Origin of the sequence: Paenibacillus sp. FSL R7-0331 (genome assembly GCF_000758645.1) — a bacterium.
Taxonomy (GTDB): Bacteria; Bacillota; Bacilli; order Paenibacillales; family Paenibacillaceae; genus Paenibacillus_AQ; species Paenibacillus_AQ camerounensis.
Genome location: NZ_CP009284.1, coordinates 981813 through 1008028 on the forward strand (window position 1 = coordinate 981813; position 26216 = coordinate 1008028).

The window sequence follows — 26216 nt, forward strand, 5'->3', positions numbered from 1 at the left end:
ATGGACTGCGGCTTAAGGCGATAGTGTGCTTTGCACAAGTTGTGCTTGCTTATGGCCGGGCTTGTGATGAGCAGGCTTAGCTTACAGCCGTCCTGCCGTTAATTTGTATTCTTCCCGGCCGCCCTTAATCAGGGCGGTTTTTATGTTGGGCTAGGGGCAATTGAAGGATCATTCTATTAATTAATAGGAAAGAGGGTAAAGATGAAAAAGAATTATTCTGCCAAGTTCCTGAGACTCGGCCTGGCTTTATTGCTGATTATCTCCATTATAGGGGGAGCTGTTGTCCCGTCCGGCCAAAGCTATGCTGCAGCGGATGCTTCAGCGGTTCAAGGAGCGGAAAGTGTAACGGAGGCTGTGTATACAGCGGATGATGCTTCCCCGGGACTGCTTAGTACGCTGGTAGCAGCGGACAATGGCCAGGTTACTGTAAAAGAGGCTACCTACAAGACTGCTGAGTATGTTTTGAACAGCGGCGTAACGTCAGATTGGCAGGCAATCGGGCTTGCCCAGGCCGGCTATGATGTGCCTGACAGCTATGTGCAGACCCTTGTGCAAAAGGTTAGCGCAGCCGGCGGCAGCTTTGCCAGCGTGACGGATTATGCTCGGATTGTGCTTGCGGTGAAGGCAGTTGGTGCGGATCCGGAGAATTACGCCGGCAGCGGCTCCTCGGCGGGCTACAATCTGATTGAGAAGATCTATAACAATGATAAGATCAGCGGACAGACGCTCAATGCCCCGGTATATGCGCTGCTTGCGCTGGATTCCGGTGATTATACCCTGCCGAGTGATGCCAAATGGAGCAAAGCGGCGCTGTTAAGCGAGATTTTGTCCAAGCAGAAGGCAGACGGCGGCTTTACCCTGTCATCAGGTGCCAGTGACCCGGATATGACGGCGATGGCTTTGACGGCGCTGGCTGCGCACCGGAATGAGCCGGCAGTAGCAACTGCCGGACAGAAGGCGGTAGCCTGGTTATCCGCTGCGCAGGACAGTAAAGGCGGATACGGCGATAACAGCGAGAGTGCCGCCCAGGTTATTATCGGCCTGACCTCCTTCGGCATAGACCCGGCAGGACCGGATTTTACCAAGACAGACGGAGACCTGATCGGAAGACTGCTGAGCTTCTTCAAAGCCGGCGGCGGCTTTGCCCATAATGAGAGCGGAAGCGTCAATGCCTACGCAACTGAACAAGGGCTGCAGGCACTTGTTGCCTACAACCTGTTCAGCGGCGGTAATAACGGGAAGCTGTATGACTTTACGAAGCCGGCAGCGCAGAATCCGCTGGTGTATGTACCGCTCGTAATTGAAGGGCCGCAGGGTACGCTGGGACAAGGCAGTGCTTATGCAGGCAATGCCCTTGAAGCGCTGGAGAAGGTCGCAGCACTGAACGGTCTGGCGCTTACGAACCCTTCCGGCAGTTATGTTACGGCAATCGGGAATGTGACTGCGGGACTGTTCGGCGGCTATGACGGCTGGAGCTATGCGGTAGTCCGCGGCGGAGAGTGGCTGTATCCCGAAGTAGGCATGAAGGACTTCAGCCTTAAGAGCTCTGACCGCGTTGTCGTATACTACGGGGATTTCGGCACCCAGCTTGTTGAATCGGCTGAATTGTCCAAGGCGCAGCCTGGAGAAGACGAAGCCTTCGACGTCACAGTGACTCAGATTACATGGGATTGGAGCACAGGTGCCCCAGTTCCGGTAACCTCCAAAGCTGAAGGGGTGAAGGTTACCGTCGGCGGCCAGACTGCGGTTACCGGCCAAGACGGCAAAGCCGAATTCAGTGCAGGCCTGGCGGCAGGGGATTATACGCTGACAGTAACAGGATACACGGCTGACAAGGCACCTGCACTTGTTAAGTACACGCAGCCTGTAACCATTATCTCCAGCAATGTGTCCGTTCAGCTGGCAGTTGAAGGGCCTGAGGGCCTTATTGCCGAAGGTGTGCTGAAAGCGGCAAATGTAATGACAGCGTTGAAGAAGCTGGCTGCCGCGCAGAATATTCCGCTGCAGATTACAGAGTCCTCTTTCGGCAGCTATGTATCCGGTATTGCCGGCTATCCTGGCGAAACCTACGACGGGTATTGGAATTTTGTAGTCCAGCGTGGCGGGAAATGGATTTATCCGAGCGTCGGCATGGGCAGTTTCGAATTGCAGGCATCTGATAAGGTGCTTGTCTACCTGGGGAGTTCAGCTACACAGGTAGTAGACTTAGTTGAGACCACCCCGCAGCAGCCAAAACCGGATGAACCGTTCACAGTTACAATTACACAAGTACAATGGGTGTGGAATAATACAACGTATACGAGTGATCGGGTTGTTTCACCGGCAGCCGGAGTACAGGTAACGATTGACGGTACAACGGTAACTACAGATGATGCAGGCAAGGCTGCTTTTGAAAAAGGTCTGCCTGCCAAAGTCTACACGCTGGCCGTAACCGGCTATGTTAAAGGGGCCTCCCCTACAATTGTACGGCATACGCAGGCTTTCAAGGTAGCTCCCGGCAATGTAGCGGCTTCCCTGGCGATTGAAGGACCGCAGGGCCTTATAGCCGAGGGTGCGCTTGAGGCGTTCAATGCTTATGATGCCCTGCAGCAGCTGACGGCTTCCCGTAGCATTGCGCTGCAGGCTGCCGAATCCCAGTATGGTATTTTCGTTCAGGGAATCGGCGGAATTGAAGGCGGAGTCTACCACAAAGACGGATACTGGAGCTTTGCGGTATCCCGTGGAGGACAATGGATCTATCCTGAAACCGGAATGAATGATTTCGTACTTCAGGCGTCTGACAAGGTGCTTGTCTATTACGGCGGAAGCAGCACGCAGCTAGTGGATTCAGTGGCGGTTACGCCTGCGCAGCCTAAGCAGGGTGAAGCCTTTGCTGTTCAGGTCAAGCAGCTTACACAGGTCTGGGATGCGAGCTATGTACCGCAGCTGGTTGTCTCTGCTGCTGCCGGGGTTCAGGTCAGTGCCGGCGGAGTTACAGCTACAACAAATTCAGAGGGTGTGGCAGCCTTCGGGCAAGGCCTGCCGGCCGGTGTACACACACTGGCTGTAACGGGCTATGCTGAAGGCCAGCTGCCAAGCATTGCCCGTTACACACAGGCGTTGACCATTGCGTCTGTGGATACAGTTCCCCAGCCGGCGACGGCGGTGATCTCTGTCACCGGTGACAGCATTAAGGGCAGCATTCTCTCCAGTACTACTGTAACGCTGAATGAAGGCGAGACTGCTTACAGCCTGCTGGTCCGCCAGCTTGGCGGCAAAGTAGTGAGCGGCGGCAGCGGTGACAGTGTCTATATTAAATCGATCGACGGCCTGGCCGAGATGGACCGGGGCAAAGACAGCGGCTGGATGTATTCGGTTAACGGCAGCTATCCCAAAACAAGCGCGGGCAGCTATAAGCTCAGCAGCGGCGATGTGCTGGCCTGGCGCTACACAACCGACGGCGGAGCGGATATCGGAAATCCGCCAGGTGGACCGGGAAGCACCGGCGGCACAGGCGCAGCCGGATCAGGAAGCCTGGCAGGGGTAGCCATTACTGCTGACAATACGCTTCCGATTCAGCAGGTCGGTCAGACGACTGCCGTAACCGGAACCCTAATGACAGCGGAAGAGGCAGCAGCGCTTCAAAAGCTGCTAAGCGCCAATGTGGTCAGCTTCCGGCAGAATGTAACTCCGGGTGCATCGTCTGTACTGAAGGACAGTGCCGGTGAAGTACAGCTGCAGCTTCCGGCAGGTTCGGTGTCCGGTACGGTTGAAATTGTGGTTCAGGAGTTACCTGCAAACCGTCCCGAAGTGGTATCGGGAATGTATGATTTCCAGCCTGACGGTACGAAATTCCTGAACACAGTGGACCTGCAGATTGTGCTTCCGGTCACGGCTTCTAATCAAGCCAATCTGGCGCTGGCCTGGCTGAACGAGAGTACAGGTGAATGGATTCCAGTTCCGGCAGTGCTTGATGCCAAAACAGGGGTCATCACCGGTAAAATCAGCCACTTTACAACGTATGCAGTTGTAGACCGCAGTAAGTTTGAACCGCAGCGTGACAAGCTGGCCGCTGATATTGCTGCCACAGCCAAGGCGGCAGCAGCAGCAGAGGAGCTGAGCGACTGGCAGGCAATCGGCCTGGCCCGTAGCGGCTATGCTGTACCGGCAAGCTATCTGAACGCAGTAAAGGAGCAGCTTGCTGCAAGCAATGGTGAATTCCGCAAGGTAACCGATTATGAGCGGCTGGTGCTGGCCGTAGCTGCGGCCGGGGCAGATCCGCAGAGCATCGGCGGCTATAATCTGATTGAGAAGATTTATAACAACAGCAATATGGCGGGACAGGGCAGCAACGGTCTGATTTTTGGCCTGATCGCCCTGGACAGCGGCTCCTATAAGGTGCCTGCAAATGCACTGTGGACCAGAGAACGTCTGATTACTTCAATCTTAGAGCTGCAGAGCAAGGATGGGGGCTTCCCGCTGACTGCGGGGGGAACCGATGATGTAGACCTGACAGCGATGGCAGTTACGGCACTTTCCGCCCACACCAGCCAGTCTGCAGTGCAGGCTCCACTCGACAAGGCGGTTACATGGCTGTCGCAGCAGCAGCTGGAGAACGGCGGCTACAAGGCTTCAGGTACAGAAAACAGTGAAAGCACAGCTCAGGTCATCATTGCTCTCAGCAGTGCCGGCATCGGTCCTGGAGATGTCCGTTTTGTAAAAGCAAAGGGCGGTCTGCTGACGCATCTGGCGTCGTTCAGACAGGCAGACGGCAGCTATGCCCATGCCGCAGGCCAGCCTGGAAATAGCCTGGCTACCGAGCAAGCGCTGCTGGCACTGTCAGCGTACAACCGTTTCCTGACAGGGGATTCCAAGCTGTTCAGTATTACACCGGGGGCAGTGAATGCAGCCAAATTTACTGATGAGAGCCAAATCTCCGCCTGGGCGCTTGCTTCTGTACAAGAGGCCTATAATCAGGGACTGATGAAGGGTGTCAGCGGCACAGAACTGATCTTTGCCCCTAAGCAAAAGATCACCCGCGCAGAATTTGCGGCCCTGCTGTTAAGACTGGCAGGCGAAGCTCCGGCTGATTCCTCTGCTGCTTCTGTATTCAGCGATGTAAAAGCCGGTTCCTGGTATTACGGAACGGTGCTGAAAGCGAAGGAGCTGGGGATTATCTCGGGTGTGGGCAATACCGTCTTTAATCCCGACGGGTACATTACCCGCCAGGATATGGCGGTCATGATCATGAGAGCCTTCAAGCTGGAGAGCAGCAGTGCAGCAGGCTCCTTTACAGATGAGAGCCGGATCAGCAGCTATGCGCTGTCCGCAGTCCGCACCGTATCACAGCTGGGTTATATGAGCGGATATAACGGCTCCTTTGATCCGGCGGCTGCGGTAACCCGGGAAATGGCTGCAGTGGTGGCAGTCCGGCTGCCGTAACAAGCTACAGCATGCATGCCGAAAAATTACAAAGATGTGGCAGATTTAGCGCCCGATTTAGGCTAGAATAGTATAAGATTAATGATAGGGATGGAACGGGGGCAGAAGGCTCTCGTTCTTTCCCTTTTTTCAAAGACAAAAAGCTACAGGTTTTGGAGCTCAGCCATGGAATGCGGCTTGTTGTGCATTCATGCTAAGATTCTGCCGGGCGGGTCTATTTCAGGAGGTGCAATGATTAATGACTAAACCGGCTATCCGCCGTTTGCTTCCGCCAGCGCTTGTGCTGCTGGCTGCACTGCTGCTGCCGGGCTGCACAGCCCCCGGCGCGAATGAGGCTGCCGCCCCGTCCGGCGGCAGCGCCACTGCCACGGCTGCGGCGCAGAGCCCGCAGCCGCCGGCCACCGCGTCTCCGCAGCCCGGAGACGCTGCCGTCACCGCCCCGCCGTCCGCGCCGGCGGGGAACGTCCCGCCGTCTCCCGCAGCCGCCGCGCCGGCTACACCGCCTGCGGGCAGCAGCCCCGCAGGCACAGCTCCGCCGGACACGTCCCGTCCGGCGGCCACAGCTGCGGCGCCGCCCGCTAAAGGCGCCGGCTTGACCGCACCGGCAGCGGCGAAGCCGTCCGCTGCCGGGGGCCCCTCTGCCGGCGCTGCGAAGCCGGCAGTCACGCCGTCGCCGGCGGCGACGGCCAAGGCAGCAGCGGCTGCACAGCCCGCCGCTGCAGCGGACACAGCGGTCATCTCCATAACGGGAGATGCCGGGCACGGGGTGATTCTTGCGCCGGCGGCGTTCGAAATCAAGCAAGGCGAAAGTGTGCTGGATCTGTTGAAGCGGATTACCCGCCAGCAGAAGATCCAGATGGAATTTCAGGGAGCGAAGGGCTTTGCCTATGTCGAAGGAATAGACAATCTATATGAATTGGATTATGGTGCGGAGAGCGGCTGGATGTACAGGGTGAACGGGGAGTTCCCGGATAAAAGCGCCGGAAGCTACACGGTACAGCCCGGGGATACAATAGAGTGGCTCTATACCCTGGACCTTGGCAAGGACATCGGAGCCAAGGCGCCATGAGCAGCGGCTTCCGCGCCATGCATCCTGCGGTAGCGCTGTTCTACTATGCCGGCCTGCTGCTGTTCGCCGCGCTGCTTATGCATCCGCTCTTCCTGATTACCGAGCTTGCGGGCGTCATGCTTCTGCTGCTGCTCCAAGGACAGGGCAAGCAGCTGCTGCGCGGGCTGCCGTTCTATCTGCTGATGGCCGGCTCTGTAGCCTTGCTGAATCCGCTGTTCTCGCACAGGGGGGCGCACATCCTGTTCTACCTATGGGATCAGCCCGTTACACTGGAGGCTGTGCTGTACGGGCTGATTATGATGCTGGTGCTGCTTACGATTTTTATTGTATTCCTTTCTTACAACTACACAGTAACAACAGATAAATTCATGTATGCCTTTGCCGCGGCTGCTCCCAAGACGGCTCTGCTGACACTAATGGCGATCCGGTTCATACCCCTGTTCCAGAGAAGACTGCACGAGATTACAATGATCCAGCGGTTCAGGGGAATTGATGTGTCTAAGGGGAGTCTGCGTAAAAGAATGCGTGATGGTATGACCCTGATGAAGGTGCTGCTGACCTGGTCGCTGGAGGAAGCGCTGCAGACGGGCGATTCTATGAAGGCGAGGGGGTACGGTATCCGCAGACGCAGTACGTATTCAACCTTCAGGTTGGACCGGCTGGACACAACCGCACTCCTGCTGCTTGTAATCAGCGGGCTAATCCCGCTGATTCTCTGGATGCAGGGCTACGGGACAGTTGAAATCTATCCGCGTATGAAGCCTCTTGTATTCGGCGGAGGAGAAGCGCTGATGTATACCAGCTTCTGCCTGTTCGTGCTGATACCGGCGGGCTTGGAAGGAAAGGAGATATGGCTATGGAGATCATCGCGGCGGAAGGCTTATCCTTCCGCTACCCCGGAGCTGAACGGGACACGCTCCATGAGCTCACCTTCACAGTAGAGGAGGGAGAATTTATAGTGCTCATGGGTCCGTCAGGCGGCGGCAAAACGACGCTCCTGCGCCAGCTGAAGCGCGAGCTTACTCCTGTGGGGACAGGAAGCGGCATAGTCCGTTATGCAGGACTGCCGCTGGCCGGGCTGCCGGCTGAACGGGCTGCAGCAGAGATCGGGATGGTGTTTCAGAATCCGGACGCGCAGATTGTCATGGACACCGTCTGGCATGAGCTGGCCTTCGGAATGGAGAATCTCGGCTACCCGCCGCAGGTGATGCGGAGCAGGCTGGCGGAGATGGCCGGACTGTTCGGACTGGAGCCGCTGCTGTACAAGCCGGTGCATGAGCTCTCCGGCGGACAGAAGCAGCTGCTTAATCTGGCCTCCGTTCTGCTGCTTCAGCCGAAGCTGCTGCTGCTGGATGAGCCGACCTCGCAGCTCGACCCGGTTGCGGCACGTGAATTCATCCAGACCCTTCACCGGCTGAATGAAGAGATGTCGATGACCATTATTATCAGTGAGCACCGCCTGGAGGAGGTGCTTCCGCTCGCTGACCGGGTACTGCTTATAGAGAACGGGGTACTGAAGGCAGCCTGTCCTCCCCGCGAGCTTATCTCCAGAGCGGGTGAGGAACAAGCTCTGGCAGTACAGGCCTATTTGCCGACGGCAGCCCGTCTGTTTCTGGAACTGCCGGCACAGGAAAACAGCCTGAGCCGTCCGGGGTTCATACCGCTGACAGTCCGTGAGGGCCGCCGCTGGCTGCATGACTACGCGGCGGCAGCCTCGCTGGGTCTCCCTGGAAGCGGAATAGCCGGCCCTGCATTTATCCCGGCTGCCGCTCTTGTGTCCGGCGATGCCTCTGAAATGATGCATCCGCACAAGCCGGATAAGAAGCTTCCCCTGCTAAGCGCGAAGGAGGTTACCTTCCGCTATGAGAAGGAAGGACGGGAGGTGCTCCGCAAGCTTAATCTGACGCTGTATCAGGGCGAGCTGCTGGCCGTCCTTGGCGGTAACGGTGCCGGAAAGTCCACGCTGCTGCATGTGCTGAGCCGGATGGTCAAGCCGCAGCGGGGCAAGGTGGTAACGGCCGCCGGGATAACCGCCGGCTTCCTGGCCCAGAATCCGCTGCTGTATTTCAGCTACGATACCGCAATGGAAGAGCTGCAGCATATGGCTGCGGCTGCCCGCCTGGCACCGGATGAGGCTGGAAGGGAGATCAGCAGGCTGGCAGAGGTGTTTGAGCTCGGTCAGGTGCTGGAGAACCATCCGCATGACCTCAGCGGCGGTCAGCAGCAGAAGCTGGCCCTGGCCATGGTGATGCTGCTTAAGCCTGCAGTGCTGCTGCTGGACGAGCCGACCAAAGGGCTTGACCCGGCTGCAAAGGCCCGGTTTGCCGGCCTGCTTGCACTGCTGCGGAGCCAGGGTATTAGTATTGCCGTTGTAACTCATGATGTAGAGTTTGCTGCGCGTTATGCTTCCCGCTGTGCACTTTTGTTTGATGGAAGTATTACGGCTGAGGGAAGTCCGGCGGCGTTTTTCAGCAGCAACTATTTCTATACAACTGCGGTCAACCGCATGGTGCGTGATTTGCTGCCGCGGGCATTGACCATTGAGGATGTGATGACAGCATGGCACGTTTACGCTTCCCGCTGATTATGGCTGTGGCGCTATTTCTGGCAGGACTGGCGCTTATGGCAGCGCTGAAGGACCGCCACTATATGCTTCTCAGCCTGGTGCTGCTCGGAGCGGCGCTGCTGCCCGTTTTTCTCCGCCTGGAACGCCGCAGGCTGGAGTCCAGGGAGCTGGTGCTGCTGGCTGTATTGTCGGCAATCGCCGCAGTCAGCCGGATTCCGTTCGCGGCGCTGCCCAGCGTGAAGCCAGTATCGGCAATTGTTATGCTGTCTGCCTACGTATTCGGGGCGGAGGCGGGCTTTATCATCGGAGCAGTGGCTGCGCTTGTGTCTAATATCTATTTCGGCCAAGGCCCATGGACGCCATGGCAGATGTTCGCCTGGGGAATGGCCGGTCTTAGCACCGGCTGGCTGCGGAATTCCTGGTGGATGAGGAAGCGTGCCGGAATGCTGCTGTTCGGCTTTCTCTGGGGTTTTCTGTTCGGCTGGATCATGAACATCTGGTACATTATCAGCCTGCCGGATGCTTTTAGCTGGGGCCTGGTGGCTGCAGCTTACGCTTCCAGCTTCTATTTTGACCTGGCCCATGCCGTATCAAATGTCTTCTTTCTGGCTGTGCTGGCCGGAGGCTGGACCAGTGTGCTCAAACGTTTCCGCCGGAAATACGGGCTGCTTAAGGAATAGGCTCGCCTGTATCCGAATGAGCTGCTAAACCAAGTGAACTTCGACATTATTTTCTATAATGCATCAATTTTCGACTTTTTTCGCCGATATAGTTTAAATAGCAAGCTTGGGAGAAGGCGGGAATAAGGATAATGAGGAATTTAAAAGTTAGATTTAAAATGACAGTTCTTGTAGCTGTCGCTGTAATCCTGGTGGTCGGTGTCGGTCTGACCGGGGTCCTGTTTACTGATAAACTGGCTGACCGTTCGCAGGAGACCTATAACCAGAGTCTGCTTCCTATCTATCTGGTTACTGAAATACGTGCCAATAACCGGACGATCGAGTCATTTCTCCTGGAGAACCTGCTGACCAAGGCTGCTGACCAGAGCATGAAGCTTGCAGATCAGATTCAGAACCGGATTGAGCAGAACAATGAACTGATGACAGAACTGAAAGCCGTTGAATTCAACAATGAGGCAGTCAGCAATGGAATCAGTGAATATATGTCGCTCCTTGAGGACTACCGGACACAGCGCGATAATATCCTCCAGCTGGCAGGCAAAAATCTGAGCGAAGAGGGCTATCAGGTCTTTGCCGGGAGTGCCTTCAGTGCATTGCGCGAGAGGATGGTCAGTCTGCTGGACGATGCTTCGGCCTCGCTGATTGCCGATGCGAGAACGCATAACGAGCTCACCCTGGGCGATGCCAGAACCTCAAGAACTGTCAGCACAATTCTGATTACTGCCGCGTGGGTACTGTGCATTGCCATCAGTATCGTTATTTCCCGGCTGATCACGAAGCCGCTGAAGGAGCTTCAAGCTCTTATGAACCGTGCGGAGCAAGGAGACCTGACAGTAACGGCGGCCTATACCTCTAAGGATGAGATTGGCCAGATTAACCGGTCCTTTAACGCTATGCTCGCCAGTCTAAAGCGGATGATGCAGGGCATCTCGGAGAGTACAGAAATGCTGTCGGCCTCTTCTGAGGAGATGAGTGCGAGTGCAGAGCAGACCGCGCTCGCCTCACAGCTGATTGCAGAGGCCTCCGGCGACATTGCAGCCGGCTTCGAGGCTCAGTCAGACAGCATTACCCGCACCACAGCATCGGTGCAGACGATGGCAGAGGATATTGCGGCAGTGGAGCGCAGCAGCAAGGAAATGGGTGAGCTGATGAACGGTGCAGCTGTTTCAACAGAGCATGGTGCCGAGGCAGTGAGCAGCATTATTACCCGGATGAGTGAGATCAACTCCAGTGTTGCCGCCACACAGACCGTGGTCGGCAATCTGGGCAGCCTCTCCGGGCAAATTAATACAATTATAACCACAATCAATGCGATTGCCGCCCAGACCAACCTGCTCTCGCTGAATGCATCCATTGAAGCGGCCAAGGCCGGGGAGCACGGGCGCGGCTTCGCAGTTGTTGCCGAAGAAATCCGCAAGCTGGCTGAAGCGACCGGACACAGCTCCCTGCAGATTACAGAGATTATTACAGATATCCAGCAGCAGACAGGCAGCGCTGTGGAATCAATGACAGCCGGGTCAGAACTGGTTGCGATGGGTGTGGCGCAGAGTGAGGCGGTCTCGCTGGCTTTTGCCGAGATCCAGTCGGCAATCCGGTCAGCTGCTCTGCAGACAGAGCAGATCAGAATTGCGGTTAAGCATGTCTCCGGGGAATCGCAGTCGGTGACGGAGGCGATGGAGCGGGTGAGTGATGCTTCCCGCAAAGGTGCGGAGGATGTTCAGGATACCAGCGCTGCAAGTGAAGAACAGCTGTCAGCAATGGGCGAGATGTCCATGTCTGCCCAATATCTGGCGAAGCTTGCTGAGGACCTGCAGAAGGAGCTTGCAAGGTTCAAGCTATAACGTAAATGGAATATCAGCTTCATATAGACAGCAGACAGCCCCTGAGAACAGTAATGTTCCAGGGGCTGTTCGGCTGTCATGACCTTCCGGGATACCTGCAGTTTTAATCAGATTGCTGTGCTGCTGTGAATATCTACATTGTAGAACCGCTAGCTGAGAGGCATCTGAGCCTGCGCTGAAAGTTGGTTGAATCCGGGCTGAAGGTTTGTTGAAAAATACGGGGATTCAGCTGCATACATACCCAAAAACAGCCCGCTCCGTAGCTTAACGGAAGCGGGCTGTTCTATTATGAAGCGGATTGAGCTGTGAAGCTTAGGCGTACCAGCCCCATACGAAGATGAAGAGGGTACCGAACAGGGTGATCAAACCTACGAACAAAGCATAGGCAATGTTGAGATAGAGTTCTTTCTTGGTATCTGCCGATTCGCCGATGTGCATGAACACAAACAGCTGCAGGGAAGCCTGGATAAGTGCAGTGACCGTCAATACCACCACATTGGCTGTATGGGACAGATCGCCGTAAATGACAATCAGCGCAGCGGCTGAAAGGACCAGCGAGGCCAGATAGCCCATCACATGGCGGATCGGAAACAGTTGCTTTATCATATCACATCATTCCTTTCAGATAGACGAAGCTGAAGATGAAGATCCAGACTACGTCTAAGAAATGCCAGAACAGTGAGAAGATAAATGTTTTGTTGGCGGTAGCAGGGGTAATCCCCCGGCGCCACAACTGAATCATAATCCCTACTCCCCACAGGAAGCCGAAGCTGACGTGGGCACCATGGGTTCCGAGCAATACGAACAGACTGGACAGGAAGCCGCTGGTCTGCAGAGTTGCCCCTTCATGAACGTAGGTGAGGAATTCCTCGATTTCAATGCCGATGAAGCCCAGACCCATCAGCAGTGTAATCGCCATGAAGAACATCATGGCTTTTTTGTAGCCGTGGCGCATGGCGTGCACCGCAAGACCGATCGTGAACGAGCTTGTCAGGAGCAGGAAGGTTGATATCAGCAAGGGGCCGATTTCAAAGATCTCAGGTCCGCTCGGTCCGTCGGCAAAACGGTTAACCATAACGAAGTATACAGTGAACAATGTAGCGAACAGCGGGATTTCAGCTCCGAGGAACACCCAGAAGCCGAAGATCTTATTACTGTTCTCTTCTGTTGAATATTCCAGCGGCTTCGACGCATCTATCTTCATACAGTCTCACCCCGCAGTTTCTTTTCAGTCGCAATAACTTCTTCAGCTGATACGTAGAAGCCGTGATCCTGGTCAAAGGACATCGCTGCCAGCATAACAATGACACCGACACCGGCGACAATAGCCGGAATCCACATACTGAATACGAGGAAGAAGCCCAGGAAGAAGAAGATTACACCCAGGATAAATGGCTTCCCGGTATTGTTAGGCAAGTGAATCTTGGTGATTTTGTCTTCAAACAGCGGAATGTTCTTCTGTTTGGATTCCCAGAACGGATCCAGGGATTTAACCTTAGGCACAATTGCAAAGTTGTAAGCCGGGATCGGACTTGGTGTAGCCCATTCCAGGGTACGTCCATCCCAAGGATCGCTTGTTGTATCTCTCGGCATGTAGCGGGTACTCCAGTAGATGTTGTACACCAGCAGGAGGAAGCCGATAGACAGACCTACCGCTCCGGCGAATGACAGCATATTCAGCGGACCGAAGCCGGTCTCTTCCGAATAGGTGTACATCCGGCGTGTCATCCCCATCAGGCCGAGGAAGAACAGCGGGAAGAAGGTTACGTTAAAGGAAATAATGATCCACCAGAAGGCATGCTTGCCGAGACGTTCGTTCAGACGGAAGCCGAATACTTTCGGGAACCAGTAGTGGAACCCGGCAATAACGGCGAACACTGCGCCCGGAATCAGAACATAGTGGAAATGCGCTACCAGGAACATTGTATTATGGTACTGGTAATCGGCACTGGCCATCGCCAGCATGACGCCGGTAACCCCGCCGATAGTAAAGATCGGGATAAAGGCCAGCGTGTACAGCATCGGTGTAGTAAAGGTGATTCGCCCTTTGCGGAGGGTGAACAACCAGTTAAATATTTTGACCCCGGTCGGAACAGCAATTGCCATCGTGGTGATGGAGAAGAAGCTGTTGACCATTACGCCCTGACCCATGGTGTAGAAATGGTGAGCCCATACCAGGAAGGACAGGAGCGAGATGATAACCATACTGAATACCATGGAGGTATATCCGTACAGGTTCTTTTTGGAGAAGGTGGCAATGATCTCACTGTATATACCGAAGGCCGGCAGAATAACAATGTATACCTCAGGATGTCCCCATACCCAGAACAGGTTGGCCCAGAGCATATCCATCCCGCCGTTGGCCATCGTAAAGAACTGTGAGCCGAACAGGCGGTCGAACATCATTAGTGCCAGTGCTACGGTAAGCACAGGGAAAGCGAAGACGATAATAACGTTTGTAATCAGTACAGACCAGGTGAACATCGGCATCTTCATCAGGGTCATGCCCGGAGCACGCATTTTGAGGATGGTAACAATGAAGTTAACCCCTGTAATAAGCGTACCGATACCGGAAATCTGCAGAGCCAGAGAATAGTAGTTGTTACCTACGGTTGGGCTGAACTCCAGACTCGCCAGCGGGAAGTAAGCGGACCAGCCTGCATCCGGTGAACCGCCGATGACGAAGGAGATGTTAAGCAGCATCGCTCCGAAAAAGAAGAGCCAGAAGCTGACAGCGTTGAGCCGGGGGAAAGCAACGTCTCTTGCGCCGATCTGCAGCGGAATGATGACGTTCATCAGACCGATAATAAACGGCATAGCCATGAAGAGGATCATGATCAGGCCGTGGGTGGTAAAGACCTCATTATAGTGCTGTGCATCAAGGAATTTCATTTCGGGCGCTGCAGTCTGCAGGCGCATCATCATGGCGTCGACGCCACCGCGGAAGAGCATCAGGAGGGCTGCAAGGATATACATAACCCCGATTTTCTTGTGGTCCACAGTAGTAAGCCATTCACGCCAGAGATAGCCCCACTTCTTAAAGTAGGTCAACCCGACGAGAATCCCGATGGTGGCAAGTGCGATGCTGATCATGGCTCCATAAATCAAGGGTTCGCCGTGAACCTTAAATTTCTCTAAATCCATTAGGGTGGCTCCTTTCAGGTTGTTGCTGTAGCATGTTTCATGCTATATGAGAGCTGTTAGCTCCATGGTTGTTTGTTACTCGTGAGTATGCTCTTCGACTGGCGAGCTAGGCAGCGGCTCCTCTACCTCAGGGGCAGGATTGCTGTCGAACTCCGTCTGGCTGGAAGGTGCCGGGGAAGGGTGGATTTCCTTGTTATCCTCGTGCTCTTCACCGCCGTTGTGCATATCCATTTCCATGCCGTCACCGCTCATATGCTCGCTGTGATCGCCAGGAGGCGGGCTGAAATCCAGATGGGTAGAGGAATAAGTCTTGCGTCCGAGATGGTCGGCAGCCAGCAGTCCTTTGAATTCATCCTCAGTAAGCGCAGGTGCTGTTTCCTTCACTTCTTTAACCCAGTCCTTATAATCCGCATCGGTCATAACCAGCGTTTCGAATTCCATATGGGCAAAGCCTTTACCGCTGAAATTCGAGTTCTTTCCGATATAAGACCCTACGGTATCACCAGACAGGTTAAGATAGGTGAGCATGTCGCTCATTGCGTATTTCTGTCCGGCAAGCTGCGGTACCCAGAAGCTGGTGATGGTCCCGAAGGAGTACAGTCTGAATTCTACTGCACGGTGTACGGGAATGTTCACGTAGTTAACCGTTTCAATGCCTTCCTCAGGATAGCTGAAATGCCATTTCCAGTTAGAGGAAGAAGCATAAATGACGAGCGGCTTCTGATCCTGATACTCGTTAGCAACATTCTCGACTGCATGGGTGGACTTTACAGTCACCACAGACAAAAAGGCTACAATGATAATCGGGATAATAATCCAGATCGCTTCAAGAACCTTATTGCCCTCCTCGTGTTCAGGAATGTAGCCTTCATTGCTCTTCTTTGCCCGGTATTTCACCAGGACGAAGATGTATAAGATGTAGACAACTGCAAGGACAAATGCCATCACTACGATAGAGAGGATGATCGTGTCAGACAGCGTCCGTGCAGCCGGACCCTTAGGATTCAGTACGGCGAGCGAACTGCATCCCGGCAGAATAAAGAGCAGGCTGAGAAACAAAGCGTATAACGGTCCCTTTTTTTTCATATAGAACTCCTTCCTTCAATAATTCTTTTCATTAGCCGTTCATGCTGCGGGCAAAGATTAACCTGTATATATAGTAAGAATTAGTTACCCAGATTGCAAAATACATAATTTGTAAATTAAGCTACATTCAGCCTTAAAAATGGCGATCAAGTTAATAATATGTGATCAATTTGTTACAGGTATAACAGGGTATGACAAAGATCACTGTAGCGACGGGCTTTAAGCTAATTTTAAGGTTGTTCAAAATTTGTTCAAAATTGATCAAATGTTGCTAAATTCGTCACAATTATAATGCTCGAAAATAGTACCGATTAACCGCTTTCTTTGTTGGTGTGACAGTATTCGACGAAAGTTGCACAGTTATTGGTAAAAAGATTCATTGTGTCATATATCACAGCGTGTAAAAGTGACAATAATTTAGGCTCGCGGTTACAATCTCTCAAATTAAGTTATATCTATGTATGATAGAGTTAGAGTCAAATATACATAGATTGGAGATCCTGCTGGTGCTTAAAAAAGTAATGCTTGTAGTAATGTCTTTATTCTTATGTTTTGGTATAGTACAGCCTGCTGCACAGGCAGCGGGAGCAGAACCAATCTTGAAGCTGGGTGTTAATGACAAGCTGACGGAGATTGAAGCAATAGCTGTTAATAATACTTATTATGTTCCGCTCCGGACGCTGGCTGCCGAGCTGAAATGGACGCTTACCGGTCTAGCGGACGGGATATCCGTTACAGCCGGGAATAAATCGGTGTTTTTGCTTAGTGCCGGCAAAGGCCTGAAGCTCCGGGACGGCAGCATTGTAGCCGTGAGCACCTTTCTGAAGAACGGCAGCCTGATGGTTCCGCTGAAGATAAGCAGCTATCTCGGCTATAGCATAACCTTTCAGGGAGATAAATATTTGCTGAGGGTGCGGGATGCATTAGCTGTAATGAGCGATGACGACTTTGTGAAGCGATTTGGAGATAAGCTGAAGCCTCAGACTGCGAGCTTGCCTGCTCCGGCGGCTTCAGCAGCTGTCAAAGGGCGTACCCTGTATCTGACTTTTGATGACGGGCCATCGGCGACAACCGCGCAGCTGCTGGACATTCTGGACAAATATGAAGCGCAGGCAACCTTCTTCATGCTCGGGCCGAACATGAACCGTTATCCGGCACAGGTGAAGCGGCTTGTAAAGGCAGATCACGGGCTTGGACTGCATGGCATGACCCACGTTAAGGACAAGTTCTATGCTTCGCCTGCAGCAGCGCTGGCTGAGATGGCAGCTGATAATGCGGTGCTGAAGAAAATCACCGGGGCTGAAACGACGCTGATCCGCCCGCCGTATGGCAGTAAGCCTTACTTCACAAAGAGCTTCCGGGATAAGGTCCTGACCCAAGGCTATCATCTATGGGACTGGAACGTTGATTCAGAAGACTGGAGATACAAGGAAGACAGCGATAAAATTTATAATTCGGTCATGAACCAGGTGCATAAGCTGCAGCCATCCAAGACCAATCCGGTTATTCTGATGCATGACCAGAAGGCGACACTGAAGGTGCTGCCGCGTCTGCTGGAGACCTTCAAGAAGGAAGGCTACAGCTTTGCGGTCATCACGAAGGACTTGAAGCCTCTGAACTTCTGGAATGATGAGCGGTAAGCAGAATGTTCATGGAACCGAAATATGATAAATAAAACAAGAGACCGGCAGACTTAGTCTGTCCGGTTTTTTTTGCTGTGTATGGGCTGCTTTCCTGTGAACACTTTAACGCGCTATATATTACAAGAACGGCTAATCCGTCCCAAGCGGAGGAGGCCGTTTCTTGGCGTTGACAATTTCACTCATCTGTATTAATAATAATAGTACAGTTGACACACCTAAGATTACCATATTTGTAGCTTAGTAAAGGAGGGCGACTATGTTCGAACTGGATGTCCGCAGCCGCAAGCCAATTTACGAGCAGCTGACTGACAAAGTTAAAGAGATGATTATGCACGGCATTCTGCAGGCGGACGAACAGCTTCCATCGGTAAGGGCATTGTCCTCACAGCTTACAGTCAACCCTAATACGATCCAGAAGGCGTACCGGGAGCTGGAGCGTGAAGGCTTTATTTATTCCCTGCCTGGAAAAGGGAGCTTTGTGGCACCGCTTGCGCAGGAGCGCAGTGAGAGCCAGCGGACGGAGCTGCGTGAACAGCTGCTGCGGCTGATGGCGGAGGCGGTGTACCTCGGTTTTACCGAAAGTGAGATAAGCGCATTGTACCGGCAGATGCTTGAACGGAAGAGTGGGGGGGAGAAGCATGATTGAGATTCGCGGATTAAGCAAAAGTTTTCAGGGTGAAAAGGCTGTTGACAGCCTCTCGCTGACCGTGCAGAAAGGGGCGGTATATGGTCTGCTCGGTTCAAACGGTGCTGGAAAGACTACGCTATTAAAGACACTTGCCGGGATTTACCGGCCGGAAGAAGGAACCGTTACAATTGGCGGTGAGCCTGTTTTTGAAGCTCCTGATGTAAAACGGAGGATTATTTTCATGCCGGACAGCCCGTATTTTTTCCCGCAGGCGTCGGTGCGGAGTATGGCTGCATTTTACCGGTCAGTCTATCCTTCGTGGAGTGAGAAGCGGTTCGGGGAGCTGGGTGCTGCTTTTAAGCTGGACCGGAAGCGGAAGCTCAGCAGATTCTCCAAAGGGATGCAGCGCCAGGCAGCTCTATGGCTCGCGCTGAGCTGTACGCCGGAGGTGCTGATTATGGACGAGCCGATTGACGGGCTTGATCCGGTTATGCGCAGGCAGATCAAGAATCTGCTGTTTCAGGAGGTGGCTGACCGCGGCCTGACTGTCCTGATCTCCTCGCACAATCTGCGGGAGATCGAAGATCTGTGTGACCATGTCGGCATTATGCACGGCGGCCGGATGCTGGTGGAGAAGGAGCTGGATGACCTGAAGGCGGACACGCATAAAATCCAGGTGGCCTTCCGCGATCAGCGCCACGCCGGAGCGCTTGCTGCGAAGCTGCAGATCCTCCATCAGGAGCAGCGGGGCAGTGTCAGCCTGTATATTGTTAAGGGCGACCGTGAGCGGATTGCCCAGGCTTTTCATGTATATGAACCGTATGTATTTGATCTGCTGCCGCTGACGCTTGAAGAAATCTTTATTTACGAAATGGGGGATGCCGGATATGATGCGCAGCCGATTCTTCTTTAACAGCAGTGTCATCCGCCAGAACCTGCGCCAGCACGGCTGGATCGGAATTATTTACTCGCTCGTCCTGTTATTTGCGCTGCCGCTGCAGCTGTTTCTGAATGTTGATCCCAATCCGGAGCGCCGGTCTCTGGACAATTTGTTCTTCATCGGCGGAGAGATTCAGATGCTGTTCTCCGCTACGGTGCCGGTCGCGGCAGCCCTGTTCCTGTTCCGTTATCTGCAGGCCAAAGCGCCCTCTGACCTGTGGCACAGCCTGCCGCTGCGCCGGGAACACCTGCTGGTGTCCCATGCGGTAAGCGGATTGATTCTGGTACTCACACCGGTCTGGCTGACTGCTGCCGTCACAGGAATTGTGAGGACACTTGACGGCAACATGTATATTTACTCCTGGGCGGACGTGGGCAAATGGTGCCTGACACTGACGGTCCTTACGCTGTTCCTGTTTATGTTCAGTGTGTTTGTCGGCATCTGTACCGGTCAATCCGTACTGCAGGGGGTAGTGATCTATGTCCTTCTGGTTCTGCCCGCCGTGTTGCTTATGCTGGTGAATGAACATCTCAGCATGTATCTGTATGGTTACCCGGCATGGTACGGATTAAGAGGACGTAATGATGTCTGGTCTCCGCTGCTGCATATGATCTATGTCAAAACCAATCCGTTCACCGCCGGCTATCTGTGGCTCTATTCGGCACTGTCTGTCCTTTTGTTCGCGCTGTCCTTTCTGCTGTACCGTAAACGCCACGGGGAGAAGGCCGGTCAGGCGATCGCCTTTACGTACTTCAACCCGTTGTTCAAGGCGGGGATCATGCTCTGTGCAATGCTGATCTCCGGCACTTATTTTGCTGAGCTGCGGAATCAGCAGCTTGGCTGGATTATCGCCGGGCATCTGATCGGCGCGCTGATCGGCTATATTGCAGCGGAGATGATTATCCGTAAAACGTGGCTGATTCTGACCCGCAAGGCACCGCTCGAATTTGCCGCATATGCAGCTCTGCTGGGGCTTGTGCTGTATGTTCCGGTGTCCGGGCTCACCGGCTATGAGAACCGGGTGCCGGCTGCGGAAAATTTAGAGGGAGTATTTGTTTCAGATAATTACTCCACATACGATGCCTACTGGAACAGTGCATACCCTTTTGCAGATGAACAGAATCCCTTCATCGGAGATAAGGATTATGTTGAAGCTGTCCGCAAGCTGCATCAGGCCATGGCAAGCATGCGGCCGGATCGTCGGAAGAATGTGGATTACCGTGAATTTTATCTCATGTACAAGCTGGATAACGGACGGACTTTAAATCGGACCTATCGGGTTCCTGTAGCCGGCTTTGAACCGGAGCTGCGGGCGGTGATGGAGAGCCAAGGGTATAAAAGCACAATGTACAGACTTTCCCAGCTTGATGGAGATATTGAAGGTTTACGTTTCAGCGATTACAACAAGGCGCTTATTATCTCGGATCCGCAGGAGGTTAACGAGCTTAAAGAAATATTGAAGCAGGAAATTCAGAATATGAGCTATGATGACCAGACGGGAGGGCAGCGTTCATATGCAACCATTCAGATTATAGGCAAGCCTGATGATACAGGGTATCCTTTCTATTCCGATTATGAGTGGAAGCATTCCTTCAGTGAGCTGACGGAGCGGCTTGAGCAGCTGGGTTACGCGGACAAAATCCGTATTACTCCGGGCGATGTGAAATCAGCAGAGATTATTCCGAACGAATATGCCAGCCGGTTCACCGGCAATGACCGCTATGATCCCGAGCGCCATCTGCAGCTGGCTCGTACTGAGAACCGCTTAGCTGCAGTTCAAGATGCGGCAGCGATTAAAGATATCCTTGACCGGGGACGGTTTTATACTAACTCTGAAGGTGGTTATCTGGTGAAGCTGGCCTTTAAGGAAGGAAGAAGAGATTATATCACGCTGCGGGAAGAGGATTTGACTCCGGCAATTAAAGCCATTCTTCCGTAAATCTCTATAGGGGCCGGGGAGCGCCGTGTGCTGCCTGCCGGTTGACAGAAACTGGAGCTTTGGATTATGCTGTTGGAAAATGCTAGTATTCAAAAATTTAAGGAGGTCACTGCAGATGAATAACGGGAATGTGTTTAACAACAATTATCATTTTGAGAATCTTGCAGGGCCTCCATGGAGCATAGCGTAGTCTCAGTCTTAGCGGGTTGTTTGTTGCCGGTTTCGCATATTAGCGGGAACGGCAGATGATAACTGAAGCGCGGCTGCGGCTGTTGCAGGGCCATGGACGATAGAGTCCATGGCCCTTTTTGTATTCTTTTTTTGAAAGAAAAGGAGTGTGAAAGGGATGTCTGAATTCCAAGATGAGATTATGCGCCAGCTTCGGGCCATTGAGGCGGAGGAGAATGTGCGGATTCTATATGCCTGCGAATCAGGCAGCCGGGCCTGGGGGTTTCCCTCCAAGAACAGTGACTATGATGTGCGTTTTCTGTATATCCGCCGGCCTGAAGCGTATCTGTCGATTTTTGAACCAAGGGATGTCATAGAACGGCCGATCAGTAATTTGCTGGACATAAACGGCTGGGATCTGAAAAAGGCACTGCTGCTGTTCCGCAAATCCAACCCGCCGCTGCTGGAGTGGCTGCAGTCCGGTATCCGCTATGAAGAGAAGTATTCGGTGGCAGAAAGCATCCGCCGGATCTCGCCGCTGGGTTTCTCGCCCAAGTCGGGTATCTATCATTATCTGAATATGGCCAAAGGCAACTACCGGAACTATCTGCAGGGCAGCGACGTCAAAATCAAAAAATACTTTTATGTCCTCCGCCCTTTGCTGGCTTGTGCCTGGATTGAGCAATTTAATGAGGCCCCGCCGCTGGAATTCTCCATGCTCGTAGAGACGCTGATTCCCGGGGGAACACCGCTGCGGGAGGCTGTCAATCAGCTGCTGATCCGCAAAATGTCCGGTGAAGAGCTGAATGTGGAGCCCCGGATTGAGGTTATAAATAACTATCTGGAGCAGTTAATTGCCTATTTTGAAAAGTCGGCTTCCCTGTTTGAAGCAGCTTACGGTGTACCCGATGAACAACTGGACGTACTATTTTACAGCGCACTGGCGGAAGTCTGGGGTGAGGAAAGCTCCTGGACTGCAGGATTACAAGAGGTCAGGAGGCCGCCAGGCAACGCTTATGGAGGGAACTAGAGATGCACTTAATCATCAGGGCTAGCGGAGCGGGAGCAGGGATGCTGTCCCATCTGCTGGCCAAAAATCCGAATAACCTGTACGACCGGACTGAAAAGGATGCAAGAGTCCGTATTGTTTTTATATCCTCCTCTGAAGAGGAGACTGAAGCGGTTATTTATGTAACACCTGATCCGGTGGAGCTGGTGAAGGGAGATTCGCAGGCACACAATGACATCACTCAATATATCAATGACCGGGAATTTGTAACCAGCAGCCTGTTCTGCACTTACATCCGGGGGGCGCTGGGTACGGCGCTGAACGGCAAACCTAAGGAAGCTTATGTGCCTTGGGTGAAGGAGCCGCTGCAGCTGGAGCTAAGCTTCGGGCCTGTTGCCTCCAATCTGCCAGACCGGACTGTGGAAGAGCTGTTTACCGCCCTTGGCTATGAGATATCAATAGAGCGTGGAGATGCGGAGTATTCTTTTGATTTAAAAACACGAAGCTCGGCCCGGTACATCCGGCTTAATGGGCGGCAGACGCTGCAGACTGCACTTCAGCAGCTGTTCGTGCTGATTCCTGCCCTGGATGACTATAAGCATTATTACATCAGCGATGATGAGGTGGACAAAATCCGGCGGTACGGGGCAGGCTGGCTGGAGCAGCATCCGCAGCGCGGCCTCATTCTCAAGCGTACGCTGCGTTTTGCCAGAGCAATAAGGCAGTATGAAGAGGTGGCGGCAAAAGAGCTGCGCAGCACAGCGGAAATGCCTGCATCCGCATCTGCCGCGGAGGTTCCGGTGCCCGGCGTCTCCAAAGGGCCGGCGGAAGAGGAGCTGAAGGAGCCGAGGGTCCGGCTGAACGACCTGCGCTATGCGGCTATTGCCCGCACGGTTGAAGAACTGGGCGCCAAGGCCAGCATCGTGGATTTTGGCTCGGGGGAAGGTAAGCTGTCTGCAAGGCTCAGCACTGTGCCGGGCGTTCGAGAGATCAAGGCGGTGGAGCCTTCGGCTGCAGCACAGCTGCGGGCGCTGGACCGCTTCGCCAAGCTGGAAGGCAGGGCGGGGACGGTTATGCCGGAGCCGGTGACCGGCTCGCTGTTTTATTTTGATGAGTCGCTGCGCGGCAAGGATGTTATGATTCTCTGTGAGGTCATTGAGCATATCGAGGAATACCGGCTGGATCGGGTGATGGATAATATTCTCCGGGAATATAGCCCCAAGACGCTGATTGTTACGACTCCGAACAAGGATTACAACGCTGTCTACGGGATGGAAGAGGAACAAATCCGGCATAACGATCACCGCTTTGAGTGGGGCCGCGAAGCCTTCTCTGCCTGGTGTGGACGCTGGACAAGGAACTACGGTTATACAGCTGAACTGACAGGAATCGGGGAATTGTCCGAAGCGTTCGGATACCCGACGCAGATGGCGGTATTTACGAAAGGAGAACACCTGTAATGACGGATATTAAGGAAGCACAGCGGACTATCCCGTTCCCGCATGGAGGAATTGTCGTGTTAGTCGGGCCGTCAAACAGCGGTAAAACCACCCTGCTCGGCAGACTGGCAGCTGAAGGGGTGCTGCTTGAGACGGAAATCGTATCCTCCGATGCTTACCGGACAATGGTTGGTGATGTGGAGTTCCTGGACTGGAAGGGGCGGCCCCGGGAAGAGGCGGATATCATCTACCATGATTATCAGCAGCTGTCGAATCTGGCCTTCGAAGCGATGAACACCATGGTTTCAATGCGCAGCAGGCTGGGCAGGCTGACGGTGGTGGATGCTACCCATCTCCAGCCGGAATACCGCCGGAAGTATATGGATCTGGCCGCTGCGTATGATGTGCCCTGTGTAGCCTGGGTGCTGGATATACCTGAGCAGACGCTGCTTGCCCGTGATAAGGACCGGGAGCAGCCGCGCGGAAGAGCACGGGTTAAGAGCCAGTACAGCCAGTTCAAACGCTCTTTGCGCGGACTCCGTGAAGAGGGCTTCGACTTTGTATATATGCTGAAGGAGCCGGAGGCGGTGCAGTTTGTCCGCAGGGAGAATCCGCTTCTGGCTGACATCGGCGCAGGGATTGATGTCATTGGCGACATCCACGGATGCTATGATGAAATGCTGGAGCTGCTGGGTGAGCTGGGCTACGCTGCGGATGAGTCCGGGCTGTACAGGCATCCGGAAGGCAGGACGCTGGTTTCAGTCGGCGATGTGATGAGCCGCGGGCCGAAATCGCTGGATACCCTAAGCTTCTGGAAGCGGCACTGTGATGCGGGAATCGCCCGGATGACAGACAGCAACCATGGCTGGAAGATCGCCCGTTACCTCAGCGGACGCAATGTGACCCTTAGCCACGGTGACGAGAAATTTGCCGAGGAGCTGGGCCTGTATGCTCAGGAGAACGGTATCGATGCGGCAGCAGCCTTAAGGGAAGAGCTGAGACAGTTCCTGCTGGCTGCGCCCTCCCACCTGGTCATGTGCCGGGACGGAGTGCGGCGGCTTGTCGTCACCCATGCGGGAATCCGTGATGAGTACATCGGAAGGCAGTCACGGCGGATTCAGGATTTCTGCCGTTACGGAGATACCGATGGTACGGATAGTACAGGCGCACCGGTGCGCAGGGAGTGGTACACCGGCCACGAATCAGGCGAGCTCATTGTCTGGGGGCATGATCCGCGGCCGTACCCGGAAGTAGTGAACAACACCATCAACATTGATCAGGGAGCGGTATTTGGCGGTTCGCTTACGGCTTACCGCTACCCGGAGCAGCAGTTTGTCAGCGTAAAGGCACAGCGCGATTATGCGCTCGATCCTGATAGTCCGCTGATCCGCTGGGAGCGCGGGCGCTTGTCCCCGCCTAACCTCAGCAGACTGGTTAACGGCTATTCGGTCTTTACGGATGCTTACGGTGAGCTGTCTGTACGCGGTGATTATGTGAAGGCGGCAATCGACAGCGTCTCCCATTTCACGGTGCCGCTTGAGGAGCTGGTATACATACCGCCGACGATGAGCCCAACCCCGGCTGTATCGGCTGATGAATCTTATCTGGAGCATCCGCTGGAGGCCTTTGATTACTTCCGCTCTCAGGGAGTTACAACAATGGTGGCTGAGAAGAAGCATATGGGCAGCCGGGCAGTCTTGCTTTTGTTCAGAGATGAGCAGGCGGCGGTCTCTTATGTCGGGCGGCCTACACTGGGGACGATTTATACCCGTACCGGCCGGGCATTTTTTGACCGGGAGACCGAGCTGCAGGTGCTGGCCCGGCTGAACGCCGATCTGGTGCAGGCAGATTATTTTAACAAATATAATACGGAGTTGCTGCTGCTGGATGCGGAGATTATTCCGTGGAACCTCAAGGCGCGCGAGCTGATTGCGACTCAGTATGCCCACGTTGCCGAAGCGGCCGAGCTGGACCGTGAGCAGCTGCTGCATAAGCTGCAGCAGGCTGAAGCGGCAGGCCGGGATGTATCGGGCTGGGTGCAGGAGATGGAGGCAAAGCTCCATAATGCCCGGGTGTTCCGTGAGGCGTTTCAGCAGTACTGCTGGGATGTCAGCGGGCTTGACGGTGTCCGGATTGCTCCGTTTCATACGCTGGCCCATAGCGGGCAGAGCTTTTTTGACCATAGCCATGTCTGGCATATGGAGCATGCCGGTCTTCTGGCCGGCATCTCTCCGCTGTTCATGGAGACCGAATACCGGGTTATCTCCAGCCAGGCTGATGAAGCGGATGTCATCAGGTGGTGGAAGGACATCACAGAGGATGGACATGAGGGGATTGTCATCAAGCCGGACCGCTTTATCAGCAGGAACGGCAAGCATATGATACAGCCGGCTATAAAAGTCAGAGGGCGAAAATACCTTCATATCATTTACGGAATTGATTATCTGCAGCCGGACAACCTGAAACGGCTCAAGCAGCGCAAGACAGGCAAGAAGGAGCGCCATGCCCTGATGGAATGCGCGCTCAGCGTGGAGTCGGTTAACCGGTTCATCCGCAGGGAGCCGCTGGACCGGGTGCATGAATGTGTACTCGCTGCCCTTGCGCTGGAGTCTGATCCGGTTGATCCCCGGCTGTAGCAGGAAA

General features: G+C 54.0%; 17 protein-coding genes. 13 read left to right on the forward strand and 4 right to left on the reverse strand.

The genetic code is table 11. The features are described from left to right. Window positions 1-201: 201 nt before the first annotated feature. The 6 genes from R70331_RS04215 (at window position 202) to R70331_RS04240 (ending at window position 11577) form a co-directional block, all read left to right on the forward strand. Window positions 202-5421 carry an S-layer homology domain-containing protein gene (locus tag R70331_RS04215; protein WP_052418905.1) on the forward strand — a complete coding sequence of 1740 codons (5220 nt, stop codon included), beginning with the start codon at window positions 202-204 and terminating at the stop codon, window positions 5419-5421. Window positions 5422-5659: 238 nt separating this feature from the next. After that, a complete protein-coding gene (locus R70331_RS30965) occupies window positions 5660-6490 on the forward strand; it encodes a DUF4430 domain-containing protein (RefSeq protein ID WP_231576402.1) in 831 nt (276 codons plus the stop codon). Next, the gene (locus R70331_RS04225; protein ID WP_052418908.1) at window positions 6487-7431 is read left to right on the forward strand and encodes an energy-coupling factor transporter transmembrane component T; all 945 of its coding nucleotides are present in this window, start codon (window positions 6487-6489) and stop codon (window positions 7429-7431) included. Before R70331_RS30965 ends, R70331_RS04225 begins: the two co-directional genes overlap by 4 nt. Then, complete coding sequence (locus R70331_RS04230) at window positions 7347-9074, forward strand: ABC transporter ATP-binding protein (protein ID WP_042173128.1); 1728 nt, start codon at window positions 7347-7349, stop codon at window positions 9072-9074. The genes R70331_RS04225 and R70331_RS04230 overlap by 85 nt, the downstream gene beginning before the upstream one ends. After that, window positions 9050-9736 (forward strand): ECF transporter S component, encoded by a 687-nt coding sequence (locus R70331_RS04235; RefSeq protein ID WP_042173130.1) that lies wholly within the window; start codon window positions 9050-9052, stop codon window positions 9734-9736. Before R70331_RS04230 ends, R70331_RS04235 begins: the two co-directional genes overlap by 25 nt. Before the next feature lie 131 nt (window positions 9737-9867). Continuing rightward, the gene (locus R70331_RS04240) at window positions 9868-11577 is read left to right on the forward strand and encodes a methyl-accepting chemotaxis protein (RefSeq protein ID WP_042173132.1); all 1710 of its coding nucleotides are present in this window, start codon (window positions 9868-9870) and stop codon (window positions 11575-11577) included. A 312-nt stretch (window positions 11578-11889) separates the two neighbouring features. Here R70331_RS04240 and qoxD read toward each other — a convergent pair whose 3' ends face one another. The 4 genes from qoxD to qoxA all read right to left on the reverse strand — a co-directional run bounded on the left by qoxD (window position 11890) and on the right by qoxA (window position 15807). Continuing rightward, complete coding sequence (gene qoxD, locus R70331_RS04245; protein ID WP_039870052.1) at window positions 11890-12183, reverse strand: cytochrome aa3 quinol oxidase subunit IV; 294 nt, start codon at window positions 12181-12183, stop codon at window positions 11890-11892. Between the two features lies 1 nt (window position 12184). Further along, a complete protein-coding gene (gene qoxC / locus R70331_RS04250) occupies window positions 12185-12781 on the reverse strand; it encodes a cytochrome aa3 quinol oxidase subunit III (protein ID WP_042173135.1) in 597 nt (198 codons plus the stop codon). Then, window positions 12778-14721 carry a cytochrome aa3 quinol oxidase subunit I gene (gene qoxB, locus R70331_RS04255; protein WP_042173137.1) on the reverse strand — a complete coding sequence of 648 codons (1944 nt, stop codon included), beginning with the start codon at window positions 14719-14721 and terminating at the stop codon, window positions 12778-12780. The genes qoxC and qoxB overlap by 4 nt, the downstream gene beginning before the upstream one ends. A 75-nt stretch (window positions 14722-14796) precedes the next feature. Beyond that, complete coding sequence (gene qoxA / locus R70331_RS04260) at window positions 14797-15807, reverse strand: cytochrome aa3 quinol oxidase subunit II (protein ID WP_042173139.1); 1011 nt, start codon at window positions 15805-15807, stop codon at window positions 14797-14799. A 599-nt stretch (window positions 15808-16406) separates the two neighbouring features. On the opposite strand from qoxA, the gene R70331_RS30300 reads away from it, so the two are divergent. The 7 genes from R70331_RS30300 to R70331_RS04295 all read left to right on the forward strand — a co-directional run bounded on the left by R70331_RS30300 (window position 16407) and on the right by R70331_RS04295 (window position 26209). Continuing rightward, complete coding sequence (locus R70331_RS30300) at window positions 16407-17447, forward strand: polysaccharide deacetylase family protein (protein WP_231576403.1); 1041 nt, start codon at window positions 16407-16409, stop codon at window positions 17445-17447. Between the two features lie 259 nt (window positions 17448-17706). Continuing rightward, on the forward strand, window positions 17707-18096 hold the full coding sequence (locus tag R70331_RS04270; protein WP_042173141.1) for a GntR family transcriptional regulator: 390 nt from the start codon (window positions 17707-17709) through the stop codon (window positions 18094-18096). Then, window positions 18089-18991, forward strand: a complete 903-nt coding sequence (locus R70331_RS04275) for an ABC transporter ATP-binding protein (protein ID WP_042173143.1) — start codon at window positions 18089-18091, stop codon at window positions 18989-18991. The genes R70331_RS04270 and R70331_RS04275 overlap by 8 nt, the downstream gene beginning before the upstream one ends. After that, window positions 18966-20957 carry a DUF6449 domain-containing protein gene (locus R70331_RS04280; RefSeq protein ID WP_042173144.1) on the forward strand — a complete coding sequence of 664 codons (1992 nt, stop codon included), beginning with the start codon at window positions 18966-18968 and terminating at the stop codon, window positions 20955-20957. The genes R70331_RS04275 and R70331_RS04280 overlap by 26 nt, the downstream gene beginning before the upstream one ends. Window positions 20958-21303: 346 nt before the next feature. Then, entirely contained in the window at window positions 21304-22155 is an 852-nt protein-coding gene (locus tag R70331_RS04285; protein ID WP_042173145.1) for a nucleotidyltransferase domain-containing protein, read from the forward strand. A gap of 2 nt (window positions 22156-22157) precedes the next feature. Further along, window positions 22158-23594, forward strand: coding sequence for a 3' terminal RNA ribose 2'-O-methyltransferase Hen1 (locus R70331_RS04290; RefSeq protein WP_042173146.1), 1437 nt, complete (start codon window positions 22158-22160; stop codon window positions 23592-23594). Beyond that, the gene (locus tag R70331_RS04295) at window positions 23594-26209 is read left to right on the forward strand and encodes a polynucleotide kinase-phosphatase (protein WP_042173147.1); all 2616 of its coding nucleotides are present in this window, start codon (window positions 23594-23596) and stop codon (window positions 26207-26209) included. The genes R70331_RS04290 and R70331_RS04295 overlap by 1 nt, the downstream gene beginning before the upstream one ends. The last annotated feature ends 7 nt before the right edge of the window (window positions 26210-26216 follow it).